Raw genomic sequence first — 14,937 nt, 5'->3', positions numbered from 1 at the left:
CCCTCCGACGCACGCCATGACCACGCTCGAGCCCGCCATTCCTCCCGGGGATGGCGGGCTTCTGCGTGTCCGGGTCCGCCTGGACATCTCCTACGACGGTGCGCCCTTCTCGGGCTGGGCCCTGCAGCCCGGGCTCATCACCGTCCAGGGCATCCTCGAGGGTGCCCTCTTCACCCTCCTGCGCCGGCAGGCGCGCCTCACCGTGGGCGGACGGACCGACGCCGGCGTCCATGCCCGCGGCCAGGTGGCCCACGTCGACCTGACCCATGCCGAGTGGGAGGGCATGCCGCGGGGCCGCGACGTCGACCCGGCCGACGCCTTCCTGCGCCGACTGACCGGCACCATCAACCGTGAGCTGACCGATGGCATGACGGGACGAGGCCGCTCCGTCCGCAACTCGGTACCCGCCGTCGTCGTGCGCTCCGCCACCCGCGCACCTGCCGGTTTCGACGCCCGCTTCTCTGCGCTCTGGCGCCGCTACAGCTACGGCATCGCCGATACCGTGGCCGGGCAGGACCCGCTGCGCCGCCACACCACCCTCTGGCACCCAGCCGCGCTGGACGTGGCGCTGCTCAACGAGGGTGCGGCCTACCTGCTCGGGATGCAGGATTTCGCCGCCTTCTGTAAGCCCCGGGTAGGGGCTACGACCATCCGGGAACTGCAGCGCTACGAGTTCGTCCGCGGGCCGGACGGCGTCATCACTGCCACCGTGCAGGCGGATGCCTTCTGCCACAACATGGTCCGGGCGCTCATCGGTTCGACGCTACGGGTGGGCTCGGGGGAGCTGCCGCCGGTGTGGCTGGCAGAGCGGCTCGCAGCCCGCCTCAAGGACGCCCGGTCCATTCTGGCCGCTCCGCATCCGCTCGTGCTCGAGGAGATCGCTTACCCCGGCGACGAGGAGCTTGCTGCTCGCGCTGAACTGACGCGTTCCCGGAGGCATGCCGGGCACCTGGAGCCCCAGTCAGGAAGCGCTGCGGCGGAGGACGCCGACTAGCTGAGGTCGGGCCGAAGCCGGTGGGGGAGGGGTTTCTGCTGGAAAATTTCGCCGCGTGCCAGTTCTCCGCGCGCCAGCCCTTCGTCGAGTTGGTGGAGTTGGTGGTGGACGGCTTGTGCGGTGTTCCAGTAGGTGTTGGTGCGGGGTGTTCCTGCCCTGCCGGGGTGTCCGGGTGCGTGGAACCAGGGGACACCGTCTAGGGGTTGCACCTTCCAGTGGCCTTGGTGGATGAGGTGGTGGTGTCTCGAGCACAGCAGGACCCCGTTGGTGATGCTGGTGGTGCCGCCGCGGGACCAGGGGTCGATGTGGTGGGCTTCGCACCAGGGGGCGGGGATAGAACAGTCCGGGAAGGCGCAGCCCTTGTCGCGGGCGACCAGGGCCCGGCGCAGGTGGGGTGGGAAGAGGCGTTGGGCTCGTCCGAGGTCCAGGACCTGGCCTGCGCCGCCGAGGACGATCGGCATGATGTCCGCGTCGCAGGCGATCCGCCGGATGGCCCTGGCGGTGGTCTGCCCGGCGAAGACGGCCTGGCCCGGCCGCTGGGTCCGTCCGGTGAGAACCTGAGTGAGGTTGCTGGTGTGGCCGAGGAGGTCCTGGTAGTCGATTGTGACCATGACCTGGGGCCGGTGGCCGCCGGTGGCGGGAAGATCGCCGGTGCTCAGGGCGATCCTGCACGCGCCGACCAGTCCCTCCAGCAGCAGCTGAGCCCTCGTCGCACCCTCCGGATCACCAAACACACCCGTTGCCGTGCCTGATCCCGAACCCCAGCCGGCATCGTCGCCCAAGTCTTCCCCGGTGCCTTCGCCTGACCCGCTCGGGGCGGCATCGGCACTTCCGAGGCTATCGGCACTTCCGAGGCAATAGGTGCTACCGGCAGCACCGGCAGCACAGGCAGTAGCTGTAGCACTGGTAGCAGCAGCACCGGCAGCACAGGCAGTAGCTGTAGCACTGGTAGCAGCAGCACCGGCAGCAGCACCGGTCGTAGTGGTGGAGCCGGGTTGTGTGCGGGGGTTGGTGGTGGTGTTCATGACGGTGGCGAGGTGTTCGAACTGCTCGTCGGTGGCGCCGATTTCCAGGACGTGCAGGCCGTGGCGGCGGCCCTTGAGGAACACGCCCTGCCGTGCCCGGAGGATCTTGTCGGTGGGTTCCTGTCCGTCCTGATCGAACACGCCCTCCCAGCGGTGGGCTAGGACCCGCAGGATGTCCTCGTCGGACTCCACAGCCTACCGGGTGAGATGCTTCTCCATCGACTCGACCTGCTCCGGGGTCGCGAAAGAGTGGACCCGGTGCACGGCCTGGGAGACGATCGTCGCGGCCCGACCGCTGATCAGGGCCGCTTCCGACGCCGCACCGAGGGCCTCCAGCCGGGCCGGCAGTGGGGCGCCCGTGGGGGTGGTGCGGGGCAGCACCAGGTCTGCCAGCGCCAGTCGGCGCCGGGCCTCGGCGCGGCTGATCCCGAGGGTCCCGCGCAGGAAATCGGCACAATCCCTGAACCCGTCCGCAGCTGCTTCCGCCCCCGCACTCCACGCGGACGACGAGACGGTGTCCGAGGAAGCGAGGCTGGAACCGGCGGGAGTCGGGGCCTCGGCGCGGATGGCCTGTTCCGCCCGGGCCAGCAGCGACCCAGCACCGGACGCACTCCCGGACGTACTGCCGGGATCAGGTTCGTCGACCCGGAAGTGCTCCTCAGCGAGGCGGGCGGCAAGGACCTGCAGATGATCCACAATCCTCGAGGCCTGTTCGACGTCGACGATGAGCTGTAGCGCCTCCGAACGGGACAGAACACCGCCCTGCAGGCTCACCTCCCGGGCACACTCCATCAGGGCAACGCACGCCGACTCGACTGAGGTCGGGGTCTGCGCGGGACGCTCGATCGGGGCGATGGCCATACCCCAAATTTATCGAACACACGTACTACTCCAGCGGCCCCGGGAGCCTATGTGGACAACCAGAGCGCGGTCTTCACGTAAGCAGCGAAGGGAGGCGTGCCCACGCCGGGGCTCCAGTGTGACCTGAGACGTCCCGGCCGTCCGGACCGGACCCGACCTACCCGCAGAGGAAGCAGACCGGTCCTACGGCCGGTAAACAGTCCCTGGCCCACCGCGCGTCCGGTAGACGCACCCCCCCCCCGAAGCGGGCTCCACCACCGACCCTGTCTCAGGACGACTGGCCGAGCAGGACGAAGCTCGCCAGGGCAGCGAGCAGCATGCCGGGACCGAACGGGAAGGTCGAGTTGCGCGACCCGCGGCGTAGCAGGAGCACGCCGATTCCGGCGAGCCCGCCGAGGAGGAACCCCCCGAGGAGTGTTCCCATCCAGGCAGCGGCACCCGCCCACCCGCCGAACAGCCCGAGGACGGCTGCAAGCTTCACATCGCCCATCCCCATGCCGGCCGGCGAGATGAGTGCGAGTAGGAAATACACGATGAAGAGGCAGGCGCCTCCCGCAGCCGCAGCCAGCAGGCCGCCCCAGTTTGCTGTCACCACTCCCGCGAGGATGAGCAGGGGAACGGTGATCGCCAGGAACCGTAGGAGGACTGCGTTCGGCAGCAGCTTGGTACGCGCGTCGATCGCTCCGAGCACGACGCCGAAGGCCGCAAGGACGACGAGGAGAGGCAAGTTCCACGACAAGCCCGTGACGACGCTTCCCGCCCCCGCGAGGATTGCTGCCAGCAGCGCCATGGGAACCCGCCACGACGAAGGCAGGACCGTACGCGGGTCCCTGCCGGCGAGGGCGAACAGCGCGTAGCCAAGAGCGGCGGAGAGGACGGCTATGGAAAGGGCGAGGACCACCTAGACGGACTCTTCCAAGGAATCGTGTGGCACGCGGCTGACGTCGCCGTTGACTGGCAGCGTCACCGTGAAGCGGCTTCCCTCGCCGGGAGAGCTGACACAGGAGATCGCCCCGCCATGGCTCTCCACAATGGACTTGGTGATCGCCAGTCCGAGGCCCGCCCCCTCGATGTCGGCATGCCGTGCCGCCGGGGTCCGGTAGAAGCGCGAGAACACCTGCCGGGCCTCCTGCTCCGTCATGCCCATGCCACTGTCCTCGACGTGCAGGTTGATGCATGTCTCCGTCTCCTCCGCGTAGATGCTCACCACACCGCCCCGGGGGGAGTACTTGATCGCGTTGGACACGAGATTGTCGAGCACCTGGGAGATCCGCAGTGGGTCGATCAGCGTCCAGAGCGGGTTCTGGGCATCGCTCTGGAGCTTCACCTTGTTCTTCTGGGCCCGGAGCCGGTTGGACCTCACGCTCATCTCGATGAGGGCGGCAAGGTCCACCGGACGGGGATGGACTCGAACCTTGTCTCCTGCAGTGGAGAGCAGGTCGGCCACGAGGTGGAGGACACGTTCGGCGTTGCGGCCCGCCACGTCGACGTAGCCCTTGAGGTGGGCGGGTAGCGGGTGCTCGTCCTCCATCACCAGTTCGAGGTAACCGAGGACAGACGTGAGGGGAGCATGGAACTCGTGGGAGATGTTCGAGATGAAGGCGTCCTTCGCGGTGACGGCCTCGACGAGTTCGGTCACGTCACTGCACACGATCAGTGCACCGGCGATACGGCCGTCGGCGTTCTTGATAGGTCGGGCGGCTGTCGAGAGCGCGCGCTGCGCATCGCCCTCGCCTACCCAGATGAGCTCGTCGGCATAGGTCTGACCAGTGAGGGCGCGGTAGATCGGCCTTTTCTCTAGGGGGAGCGGCGTGGTGCGGTCCGGGCCGAAGTAGAGGGAGCGGTGTGTGTCGTCAGGCCCTGTCGCGAGTCGGTTGAACAGTTCCTGTTGGCGGTTTGTGAGCGTGGTGTTGCCGTGTGCATCTACGGCGGTGAGTCCGACGTCGACGGTGTCGAGGATCGCGGTCAGGACGCGTTCACGGTCCATGGCCGCGCGCAGCAGGTCGTTGAGCTCACGGTCCTTGCGCTCGATCTCCAGCTCGCGCGCCCTCGCGCTGAGGGTCATGACGCGGATGGTGACGGCGATGCAGAGCATCACGATCGGTAACAGCAAGATTCCCAGGTAGGAGCGCATGCGGGCGGGGTCAAAGGAGCCCAGCAGCGGCCAAGCTGTAACCAGGAGGGATCCGGTCCAGGTGAGGACGAGAGCCGCCCAAGTGGGGAGCGAGGAGCGCATGAGCCAGAGCACGGGAAAGACGGCGAGGACGCCGAGTGCCGGCTGGGTCTCCGCGGCACCGGCCCGAACCAGGGCGATGGCGACGAAGTCGAGGATGGGCACCGCCAACAGGCTGCCGCGCGGAAGCTTGCGCCAGGGGACCACGACGCACAGGGCCAGCAGGACCAGAATCACCGTAAAACCGAGGTCAAACGTCGGATTCGACATGAGGCCGGGCCGGAGGATAGGTGCCGTGACACCGATGACGACGACGATCACGGCGAGGGGGATCTGGCACAGCACAACGGAGCGGTTGATGGTGAACCTCGATGCCACTACGCGCAGCCGAACCGCACTTGCATCCCTAGGCACGCACTATCCAAGGAAAGATGAGAGACCACATGATAAAGAACTTTCCGACGCTGAGACCTACGTACTGCCTCACATTATGTCCCCTATCACGCGTTTTGCACCGGAAGGCGGCGTAATTCCGGTGCGCGGGCATGCACAATGGGATTCATGACGAGTCGAGCGCGCAGCAGCGCAGGTCACATGGGGGTAGGAACCGAATGAGCGATCCGGGCGTAGCGGTAGTCATCGAGGACGACGCCGATGTGCGAAATCTCGTGGCGGCCGTCCTGCGGCAGTCGGGCTTCGATGTCCACGTGGCACCCAGCGGAAGGGCCGGCGTCGACCTGGTCCGCGAGCACCACGCGACCGTGGTGACGGTGGACGTCGGGCTGCCAGACATCGACGGATACGAGGTGCTCCGGCGCATCCGCAGCTCCAGCAACTGCTATGTCGTCATGCTGACGTCGCGCGGTGACGAGTTGGACACCCTTACGGCCCTGCAGCTCGGCGCGGACGACTACCTCACCAAACCGTTCCGTCCGCGGGAGCTTCGAGCCCGCATCGCGGCCATGCTGCGGCGTCCGCGCGCCGTTCCCGAGCCTGTAGGGGCTGTCCACGCCGGTGCTGCAGCGCCTGCGGTGGCTGTCGCCGCACCTTCCGCTCCCGTGTCGGAGACCTCGTCGGTCCTGGAGCACAACGGGCTGGTCCTCAACGCTGCGGCCCGCACCGTCCTGCTCGACGGCGCTGACCTGCCGCTGACGCGCAGCGAGTTCGATCTGCTGCACGAGATGCTGAAGAGCAACGGAGCGGTGAGGACCAAGGCCGATCTGGTGCGTGTGGTGCGTGGCGACTACTACGGTGAAGACGCCTACATCAACGACTCGGACGAGCGTGCCATCGAGGTGCACATCGGCAACCTCCGCCGGAAGCTGGACGAGGACCCGAAGAACCCCCGCTGGCTGCAGACCGTGCGCGGGGTGGGCTACCGGCTGACGCCCGCCCGATTCTGAACTATCGCGAAGGCGGGCGTGAGGCGGCGCAGGCTCAGGCGGGTGTGAGGTACCGGGTTTCGAGTTCGTTGATGGTTTCCAGACCGCAGCGCTCAATAGCGGTGAGTGCTGTGCGTGCTGTGTCCAAGTCCGCTGAGGTCACAGCGAGCTCCAGTTCCGCGGCCATCGCGGAGAGCCGTGCGGCGCCGACCATAGCCGACGAGTTGCGCAGGCTGAGGGCGGCGTCGAGGGCAGCGGGGAGGTCCACTGTGCCGATGGAGCTGGTGAGGCGAAGGTAGCGTGTCTCGAATCCCGTGATGTAGTCGCGCGCGAACGCCCGGGCCGGCACGGGGTCATTCAGCTGCCGCTCCAGTTGGGAGAGGACAGCGAGGTCCACGAGCGGCAGGACCATCGGGGCGGCGTTTACGAACACCATGTCAGGCTACGGCCGTGATCTGACGATTGGCCGGAAACCGGCTGATGCTGACGTATAACTGCGCAATTGCTTCCCTGTCTCCCCGATCGCGACGGAAGTCCGCTTTGTTGAGAACACCATCACTGGCCCGCGAAGGAATCAATGATGTTGAGCGCTGCAGGGCCGAGGATGATTATGAACAGCACCGGGAAGATGAACAGCAGCAGCGGGAACAGTACTGTGACGGGTAGCTTCATGGCCTTTTCCTCGGCGCGCTGGCGCCGCTTGACGCGCATTACCTTGGCCTGCGTGCGCAGGACGCCGGACAAAGAAATGCCGTAGGCGTCGGCCTGCACTATGGCCTTCACAAAGCTGCGGAGCTCCGGGATGTTGCTGCGATCCGCCATGGCGAGGTACGCCTCACGACGGCTACGACCTACCTGCATGTCCTGCAGGGTCCGCACTAGTTCGTCCGCCAGGGGTCCCTTGCCCGTCTCGCCCGCGCGTTGCATCGCACTCTCGAAGCCGAGGCCGGCCTCGACGGAGATCAGCATCTGATCCAGCGTGTTCGCAAGTTCGAGGGCCATGGCCTTCTGCCGCTCCTGTCCCTTGCTGTAAAGGAGCAGGTCGGGCACGAAGTACCCCAGCACAGTGATGAAGATTGCGATCATCACGAAGCGCTTGTCCGGGTTGGCGTCCGCGAGGAGGATACCCGCGAGGCCCCCGGCTACGCCGAGCAGAGGTTTTGCCGTCATGACCTTTGCCAGAGGCATCGAAGCAGGTCTTCCGGCGAGTGCCAGCAAGTGGTCGAGCTTTCTGACGTATGCCTGGGGCGTGAGGCGGTGACCCAATTGTAAGAACGGGTTCGGCCGTTCCGCAGCGGCTGCGGCCAGTCCCATGCCCTGGTTGAGGTTGTGATTGACGACGCGGCGTACCTTTACGTCCGAGGTCAGCAGCGACCAAGTGAAATAGCCGATGGAGCTAGCGGTCAGCAGGAGTGAGGCGAGCAGGATCAAATCCATGGAAGGGTTCCTCAGAACTTCAGGTCGATAATCTTGCGCAGCCAGAGCCCACCGATCGTCATCATGACGGCGGCAGCCCCGAGCATGACCCAGCCCAGCGGCTCGGTGAACAGCTTGTCGATGTAGCCGGGGTTGAGGACTCTGAGGATCAGTGCGATGCAGAACGGCAGTGCCGCGAGGATGTAGGCGGACAACTTTCCTTCTGCCGCAAGTGCCTTGATTTGACCTTTGATCTCACCCCGCTCACGGATAGTGTGCCCCACCTGGTCGAGCACGTCTGCGAGGTCACCGCCGACCTCGCGGTTGATCTGGATGGCCTGGGCGATCCACGCGAAGTCCTCGCTCTGCATTCGATGGGACGTATCAAGGAGCGAGGCGAGAAGGTCTTTTCCAAGGCTCGTCTCTGCGACGATCCTGCGCATTTCCTCCGACGTCGGACTGTCTGCTTCCGTGGCAGCGGCGTCAATCGCTCGCAGGATGCTATGGCCCGCACGCAGCCCGCCGGTCAGGAGTTGCAGCGTGTCGCCTAGCTGGGCGTCGAAGCGGTGGCGTCGCCGTCCCGTCAGGAAGGCCACCACTAGGTGCACAGCCGCGGGAGACAGCAGGAGAAGCAAGATGCCCACCACGGGCGCGAGCAGAACCCAACCGAGCAGGAGTCCGGTGATGCCGGCGAGGATCACGAGCAGGTACACCTCGGCCTGGCTGATCCTCACGCCGGCAGTTTCGAGAACCGCCTGATTGAGAAAGCGCCTCGGGTGGCGCCTGAGATAGCTCTCCATGGCACGACCGGCAGCCCCCGCGAATTTGGACAGCTGCGAGTCCGGTTGCTCCAAAGTTGGACGACGCCGGTCGAGCGGCACCGGCGACTGCAGTGGACGGAAAGCGACGAGCGCCAGAATGACGGCGCCGACGAGCAGCGCGGTTCCGGTGGCCAAGAAGACAGTCATCGGTTTATCGCCCGCGGATCGGAGCGGACCCGAAGACGGCGGGGGAGACGGTAATGCCCATGTCCTCGAAGCGCTCCATGAAGCGCGGGCGGATGCCGGTGGGGACGGGTTTACCGAGGAAACGGCCCTTCTGGTCAACGCCGGCCGAGTAATCGAAGACGAAGGCATCCTGGAGGGTGACGACGTCGCCCTCCATGCCCTGGACCTCCGTGACGTGCGTGATGCGTCGGCTTCCGTCCCGGAGGCGCGAGATCTGCACCACGAGGTTGACGGCGGAGGCCAACTGCTCGCGGATGGCCCGGAGCGGCAGGTCCATACCGGCCATCAGGACGAGCGTTTCGAGGCGTGCGACGGCGTCCCTGGGGGAGTTTGCGTGTACGGTCGAGAGGGACCCGTCGTGTCCAGTGTTCATGGCCTGCAGCATGTCGAGCGATTCACCGCCTCGCACCTCGCCGATCACGATCCGGTCCGGTCGCATACGGAGCGAGTTACGCACCAGATCACGGATGGAGACCGCACCCTTGCCCTCGGTGTTGGGCGGGCGGCTCTCCAACCGCACCACGTGCTGCTGCTGAATCTGTAGTTCGACGGCATCCTCGATGGTGACGATCCGCTCGTCTCCAGGGAGGAATGATGAGAGCACATTGAGGAGGGTCGTCTTTCCGGTACCCGTACCACCCGAGACGATGATATTGAGCTTCGCCTTCACGCAGGCGTCGAGCAGTTCCGCCATCTCGGGCGTCAGTGTCCCGAAATTGATGAGGTTCTGTACCGTCAGAGGTACCTTGCTGAACTTACGGATGGTCAGGGACGAGCCGTTGACGGCAAGTGGCGGGATGACCGCGTTGACACGGGAACCGTCCTCGAGCCGAGCGTCTACGAACGGTGAGGACTCGTCGATGCGACGCCCCACCTTGGAGACGATGCGCTCGATGACCCGGCGCAGGTGTTCCTCCGAGCTGAACCGGGACTCACTCAGTGTCAGTCGGCCTTTCTGCTCCACGTAGATCTGGTCCATCCGGTTGACCATGATCTCGGTGACCGTGGGGTCGTCGAGGAGTCGCTGGAGCGGGCCGAACCCGAGGACGTCGTCGGCCACATCTTGAATAAGGCGGCGTCGTTCATCGGGGCTGAGTGGCACCTGTTCCGCGTCGATGATCTGGCTCAATTCATCGCGGGCGATGACCTTGAGGTCCTCCTCGCTGATGGAGGTGTCGCTGGCGCGGACTCCCATTCGTTCGAAGAGGGCGGACGCCGCCCGTTGCTTGAGGCCGGCGAAGACATCGACCTTCGCCGATCCAGGTTTGTCCGGAGCATCGCGAACGATAGCGGGAGCAAGCGTAGAGGGGCGGGGCTCCTCGACGGTTGCGATGGCAGCGGCCGAGCCTTCGGCGGGAGCGGCGGAGGGAATGGGTGCCAGGCCAGCGGCCTGAATACGTGCAGAGAGCTTCATCGGACGACCACGCGGCGGTGGAGCTTCCGCTGAGACCTGGCGCGCCACTCGTGGTCGAAGCGTTCGACGAGATTGTTGAGGCTCTTCGTAGCGGGGTCGCGGACCTTGTCCTGGAGAAGGGGAATTCCGCGGTTCGTAGCGAGGGTGAGGGCTCGCGAGCGGGGGATTGAGACGTCGACGGGCGCCGCAAGGGTTGCTTCGATGTCCTGCACCGAGAGGCCGGTCTTCGTATCGGCGAAGTTGACCACTACGTGCCGCGTCTCGGGGAGAAGGTTGAGTTGATTGAGGACGTCGAGGCCCGTGCGCAGGCCGCGGACGCTCGGCACGTCCATGCCGGTCACCCAGACGGCATCGGTGCATTGCTCAAGTGCAGCCAGGCTTGGTTCCGTGAGCCCCGGCCCGGTGTCGACGACGACGTAACGGAACTCGAGGGCGAGCTGCTGGATCAGGCGCGTAATTTGCTCCGGGGAGATGCGGTCTGCGTCGGCGGGATTGCGGGGACCGCACAGCGCATAGATGCCCGAGGGGTGTGCGGTGAGGAACGCTTTAAGCACCATGGTGTCCTGGGTAGCTGCGCCTGATACGGCGTCGAGGACGGAGTACTCGGGGTTCAGGTAAAGGCCGGAGGCAACGTCACCAAACTGGAGGTCCAGATCCACGATCACGACGCTCATGGGAGCAAGCTTTCCCAGGCCAACCGCGAGGTTGGTGGAAATGGTGGTCTTGCCCACGCCGCCCTTCGGGGAGAACACGCCGATGACGAGGCCGCTCTGCTGCTGACCAAGCAGCTGCGCATCGGAACGCTGGCGGGTAGCGAATGCCTGGCAGGCCCGTTCGAGCTGCGCTCGGATGTTTGCGACGTCGGCGAGCGGGCTGAGGATGTCACGGACGCCGGCCCGCATCGCCTGCAGGGCGATGTCGGGGTGCTCGTCATGCACCAGCACCACGCTGATCTCGGGGAACTTCACGTCCACGATGATTGCGAGCCGGAGCGCGTCTTCGATGGCGATGCCGGGGCCGAAGACGAGCACCTCGGGACGCTCCAGAGAAAGCTGCTCGAGGACGGCGTCGGTGTCGCCGGAGAGGGCGCTCGCGGGCAGGCTCTTCACATGACCTTGCAAGCCGCCGGATACCGCGAGGCGGACCTTCTGTTCGAATTCAGAACTCGGCGTGATCAGGACGAATCTGCTCATCGGTACAGAACCTTGTCATGAATAGTGATGGGATTGGGGCTCTCGACAGCCGAGGCCGGCTCCTTGCTGAGCCAGATGCTCTCGAATTCATTGCCGAACACGATTTTGGTAGCTTGTTCTTCGTTCACCGCGACAGTCAGCATCAGTGATCCGGACGGCAGCGCTTCGGCTTCAGCCCTTGCCTGTTCCTCGGGGGTAGCAGCAGGATCGACCGGTGCGGCAGACGGGGCACGTTGCACCGAAGTGACAAGGACCTTGTGGAGCACTAACTGGGTGGTGTCTGCCTCGGGCTCATCGGGTAACGCGCCGGGCGCCATCGAAATGAAGATGCCCACTGTGTCGCCTGGCGCAATCTTGCCACCTACCGCCCTCGCCGGCTCGATGCCGAATGAAACCTCCTGCAGGCCCTCCGGTACTTCTACACTTCCCGTCAGTGCTGGGTCATCCGGGTCAACCAGCCGCTCGGCCAACACCTGCTCGCCTGGCACAAGGGCAACGGAGGTGACCTTTCCGGCGGACGAGTCCAGGTCCTTCAGCGCCGATGTGCTGACCGCGGTCGCCGGGAGGCTCTCAGTGGTGAGGAAGGGCATAAGCTCCTCGGACGGCGTGCCCTCAGGGACATCGGTTGCAACGACGAGCACATCAACCGGATCGAGTCCCTCGACGGCCCGGGCTTCGGCACCTTGAGCGTAGCCGTACAGCATCATGGCTCCGATCAGCGCGAGGATGACGGCGGCAACGCCGGCCAGGAGGCGGGATTTCATGAGAGAGCTTTCAGAGAGAGGGGCGAACGACGGATACGCCGCCGCTAGTAACGGGTCCAAGGGTGTAGCCGTCGGCCAGCGAGACGTACTCGATGAACTTGCCGATGATTCCACGGCAGCTTCCCGAGCAGTTCTTTGTCACTGATCCGTCTGTCACTGACGGGTTGAAGGTCATCGGAAGGTTATTACTTCCAGAGAACGCCCACCCCTTCACGTCGTACGCGGCGAAGTAGAGGAGGTGGTATTTTGCTCCGGCGCCAGTGCCGGTCACCTGATCGAAGACCGGAAGGAGGAGCGTCACGGACTTGCCGGCCGACAAGTCGGTCGCCCAGCCATTCAGGACGGCATCACAGTCGCTCGGTCCGTTATTACCCGGATCACTGGCGCCCAGTTGCACAGCTATGTCGACGAATGCCCCGCACTGACCGGACGATTGTGACAACCAACCAAATCCACCCGGCACAGCAGCACCCGAAGGGCCGTAATTGCAGTCAGGGTTCGCGTTGTCACCGTGGGCCTGGAGGAGTTGAAGTGATCCGCCGACCTGTCCCTGCACCTGGCAGATTGAGAAGGTGAGCGGGAACGGCGCTATTCCGCTCGTCGGGCTGCCCCATACCGCAGCGGCGCGGGCACCGACCTCTGCAGAGGAAACTCCGAGGGCCTGGGCGAAGAAAAGGGAAACCCGGTTATCCGATCGGCCGGCTTCCTTTGCTGCGGTGGTCACAGTGACCTTGTTCCCAGAGAAAGCGACGGACTGAACGGCGCTTAGATTATCGAGCGCGTTTTTATTGGTCAGATCCGCCGCAATGGCGGACGAACTGGAACAGAGGGTGCTACTAGGTGTCTTGGCACAGACTTGGGCAATTCCTAGTGCTGCTGCGTCCGCTCCGTTCTGCAGTTGCGCTCTTTCCGAGTACACCATCGCCACATCGACTGCTAGAGCAGCGAAACCAAGAAAGACCACCATGAGAAGAGCCACCAGAACGCTGATCGCGCCGCGCTCCCGGTCTGCCGCTGCGGGTTTCCACTTGCTGGCTATCCTCCGCACAACATGACCCCCGTAGCCTTCATGGCGAATGGGCCAGCGATACCGGTAAGAGTGGTCAGCTGATAATTGACGGTCACGGTTACCGATGGACTGGGAGATGCCGGACCGGTGGGGCACGTTCCAACAACCAGGACGTCGGCCGGATTCACTCCGGGATTCAGAGTCGGCGCGGACGCCGCCGCCTTGTTCTTGGCATCAGACACATTCTTAGTAATCGCCATGACGCGGACACCTTCGCGTGCTGCGTAGTTCAGCGTTGCCTGAGTATTCAAGGCTCGCCCAAACTCCATCATGCCAAGAAGCAGGAGGATGAGTACGGGCAGAAGGATAGCCATCTCCACAGCGACGGACCCCCGTTCAGATCCCAAACGACTCATCGGTTTTCCTAACTACGGGAAGAGAAGCGGCGTCGATATGACGCCGCTGCTCGTCGCACTGTCACCATGCATGAATCGTGTTCATGCCCGGTGCCCTGCACATTGGGTATGAATGGGGTTACGTGAGCTTGAGCTTGGTGCCAAGGCCGTTGAAGAAGGTGTTCAGCTCACTGCCGAAAGCTCCGACGCCAACCAGGAGAACGACCGCGATGAGCGCGACCATGAGGCCGTACTCCACCGCGGTGGCGCCGGTCTCTTCGCGGCGGAGGCGGGTCTGAACGGTGAATCCGAGAGTATGCAGCGATGCTGCCAGGTGAGCGAACATGAGGGACTCCTGTTGTTCCGAATGACCGGCCGAGTGCCGGCTCTGCATCAAAAGTAGGCACTGGGAACGGCTCGGAACCGAACTTCGCCGTATCCTTTGGCAACCCTTGCCGGGGCTGGTTCGAAGCCACGCTGGCTGAGCAAAACCTGCGTCGATGCTTGGAAAAGCTCAAGCATATGGACCAGCGCCGGGTAGCTGTTCCGCCGCGATCCTACGTCGGGAAAGGATGCCCTCTCCGCGCCGAGGGATTCCTGCTCCAAGACCCCAAAACTTCATTTGTCTCTTAACTACGGGAAGAGCAGCGGCCTCGATATGACGCCGCTGCTCTTCGCACTGTCACCATGCATGAATCGTGTTCATGCCCGGTGCCCTGCACATTGGGTATGAATGGGGTTACGTGAGCTTGAGCTTGGTGCCAAGGCCGTTGAAGAAGGTGTTCAGCTGACTGCCGAAAGCTCCGACGCCAACCAGGAGAACGACCGCGATGAGCGCGACCATGAGGCCGTACTCCACCGCGGTGGCGCCGGTCTCTTCGCGGCGGAGGCGGGTCTGAACGGTGAATCCGAGAGTATGCAGCGATGCTGCCAGGTGAGCGAACATGAGGGACTCCTGTTGTTCCGAATGACCGGCCGAGTGCCGGCTCTGCATCAAAAGTAGGCACTGGGAACGGCTCGGAACCGAACTTCGCCGTATCCTTTGGCAACCCTTGCCGAGGCTGGTTCGAAGCCACGCTGACTGAGCAAAACCTGCGTTGATGCTTGGAAAGCTCAGGAATATGGAATAGCCGAGTAGCTGTTCGGGGGGGGGGCTACACGTCGCGACTGGGTCTATCCGGTGTTGTCGGCAGAATACTCGGTCATACCCGCTCGAACCCGGGGGGGCTGTCGTAGTCTCCCACTATGGCTGAGACTTCCCACCCAAGTAGGCCCCAAACCGCACTGCAACGCGGTGTATTCTT

Annotated in this window: 16 protein-coding genes; 2 read left to right on the top strand and 14 right to left on the bottom strand. The window is 64.6% G+C overall.

Features of this window, described 5'->3' with window-relative positions:
- The first annotated feature begins 16 nt into the window (after positions 1 to 16).
- Positions 17 to 994, top strand: coding sequence for a tRNA pseudouridine synthase A (locus ACX80I_RS03945; RefSeq protein ID WP_459343844.1), 978 nt, complete (start codon positions 17 to 19; stop codon positions 992 to 994).
- Here the strand turns inward: ACX80I_RS03945 and ACX80I_RS03940 are convergent.
- The 4 genes from ACX80I_RS03940 to ACX80I_RS03925 form a co-directional block, all read right to left on the bottom strand.
- Positions 991 to 2,211 carry an HNH endonuclease signature motif containing protein gene (locus ACX80I_RS03940; protein WP_459343843.1) on the bottom strand — a complete coding sequence of 407 codons (1,221 nt, stop codon included), beginning with the start codon at positions 2,209 to 2,211 and terminating at the stop codon, positions 991 to 993. The two genes, ACX80I_RS03945 and ACX80I_RS03940, sit on opposite strands and share 4 nt — an antisense overlap.
- A 3-nt stretch (positions 2,212 to 2,214) precedes the next feature.
- On the bottom strand, positions 2,215 to 2,880 hold the full coding sequence (locus ACX80I_RS03935; RefSeq protein ID WP_459343842.1) for a hypothetical protein: 666 nt from the start codon (positions 2,878 to 2,880) through the stop codon (positions 2,215 to 2,217).
- A 268-nt stretch (positions 2,881 to 3,148) separates the two neighbouring features.
- Positions 3,149 to 3,781, bottom strand: coding sequence for a prepilin peptidase (locus tag ACX80I_RS03930; RefSeq protein ID WP_459343841.1), 633 nt, complete (start codon positions 3,779 to 3,781; stop codon positions 3,149 to 3,151).
- Complete coding sequence (locus ACX80I_RS03925; protein WP_459343840.1) at positions 3,782 to 5,431, bottom strand: sensor histidine kinase; 1,650 nt, start codon at positions 5,429 to 5,431, stop codon at positions 3,782 to 3,784.
- Between the two features lie 233 nt (positions 5,432 to 5,664).
- Here ACX80I_RS03925 and ACX80I_RS03920 point away from each other — a divergent pair, with 233 nt between their 5' ends.
- Positions 5,665 to 6,456, top strand: coding sequence for a response regulator transcription factor (locus ACX80I_RS03920; protein WP_459343839.1), 792 nt, complete (start codon positions 5,665 to 5,667; stop codon positions 6,454 to 6,456).
- Positions 6,457 to 6,490: 34 nt separating this feature from the next.
- On the opposite strand, the gene ACX80I_RS03915 is transcribed toward ACX80I_RS03920, so the two are convergent.
- The 10 genes from ACX80I_RS03915 to ACX80I_RS03870 all read right to left on the bottom strand — a co-directional run bounded on the left by ACX80I_RS03915 (position 6,491) and on the right by ACX80I_RS03870 (position 14,579).
- Positions 6,491 to 6,871, bottom strand: a complete 381-nt coding sequence (locus ACX80I_RS03915; RefSeq protein WP_459343838.1) for an Hpt domain-containing protein — start codon at positions 6,869 to 6,871, stop codon at positions 6,491 to 6,493.
- A gap of 119 nt (positions 6,872 to 6,990) precedes the next feature.
- Positions 6,991 to 7,872: a type II secretion system F family protein gene (locus ACX80I_RS03910; protein WP_459343837.1), complete on the bottom strand. Its 882-nt coding sequence runs from the start codon at positions 7,870 to 7,872 to the stop codon at positions 6,991 to 6,993.
- An 11-nt stretch (positions 7,873 to 7,883) separates the two neighbouring features.
- Positions 7,884 to 8,807: a type II secretion system F family protein gene (locus ACX80I_RS03905; protein ID WP_459343836.1), complete on the bottom strand. Its 924-nt coding sequence runs from the start codon at positions 8,805 to 8,807 to the stop codon at positions 7,884 to 7,886.
- Between the two features lie 16 nt (positions 8,808 to 8,823).
- Positions 8,824 to 10,272 (bottom strand): TadA family conjugal transfer-associated ATPase, encoded by a 1,449-nt coding sequence (locus tag ACX80I_RS03900; protein WP_459343835.1) that lies wholly within the window; start codon positions 10,270 to 10,272, stop codon positions 8,824 to 8,826.
- Positions 10,269 to 11,465 (bottom strand): CpaE/TadZ family protein, encoded by a 1,197-nt coding sequence (locus tag ACX80I_RS03895; RefSeq protein WP_459343834.1) that lies wholly within the window; start codon positions 11,463 to 11,465, stop codon positions 10,269 to 10,271. Before ACX80I_RS03895 ends, ACX80I_RS03900 begins: the two co-directional genes overlap by 4 nt.
- Complete coding sequence (locus ACX80I_RS03890; protein ID WP_459343833.1) at positions 11,462 to 12,229, bottom strand: Flp pilus assembly protein CpaB; 768 nt, start codon at positions 12,227 to 12,229, stop codon at positions 11,462 to 11,464. Before ACX80I_RS03890 ends, ACX80I_RS03895 begins: the two co-directional genes overlap by 4 nt.
- Before the next feature lie 10 nt (positions 12,230 to 12,239).
- A complete protein-coding gene (locus ACX80I_RS03885) occupies positions 12,240 to 13,277 on the bottom strand; it encodes a pilus assembly protein TadG-related protein (RefSeq protein WP_459343832.1) in 1,038 nt (345 codons plus the stop codon).
- Positions 13,265 to 13,612, bottom strand: coding sequence for a TadE/TadG family type IV pilus assembly protein (locus ACX80I_RS03880; protein WP_459343831.1), 348 nt, complete (start codon positions 13,610 to 13,612; stop codon positions 13,265 to 13,267). The genes ACX80I_RS03885 and ACX80I_RS03880 overlap by 13 nt, the downstream gene beginning before the upstream one ends.
- Positions 13,613 to 13,772: 160 nt before the next feature.
- Complete coding sequence (locus ACX80I_RS03875; RefSeq protein ID WP_459343830.1) at positions 13,773 to 13,979, bottom strand: Flp family type IVb pilin; 207 nt, start codon at positions 13,977 to 13,979, stop codon at positions 13,773 to 13,775.
- Positions 13,980 to 14,372: 393 nt separating this feature from the next.
- Entirely contained in the window at positions 14,373 to 14,579 is a 207-nt protein-coding gene (locus ACX80I_RS03870) for a Flp family type IVb pilin (RefSeq protein ID WP_459343829.1), read from the bottom strand.
- Positions 14,580 to 14,937 lie beyond the last annotated feature (358 nt).

This window comes from Arthrobacter rhamnosi, from assembly GCF_054510855.1.
The sequence above is the reverse complement of the archived record's forward strand: the minus strand, read 5'-3'. Positions and strand labels throughout refer to the sequence as shown.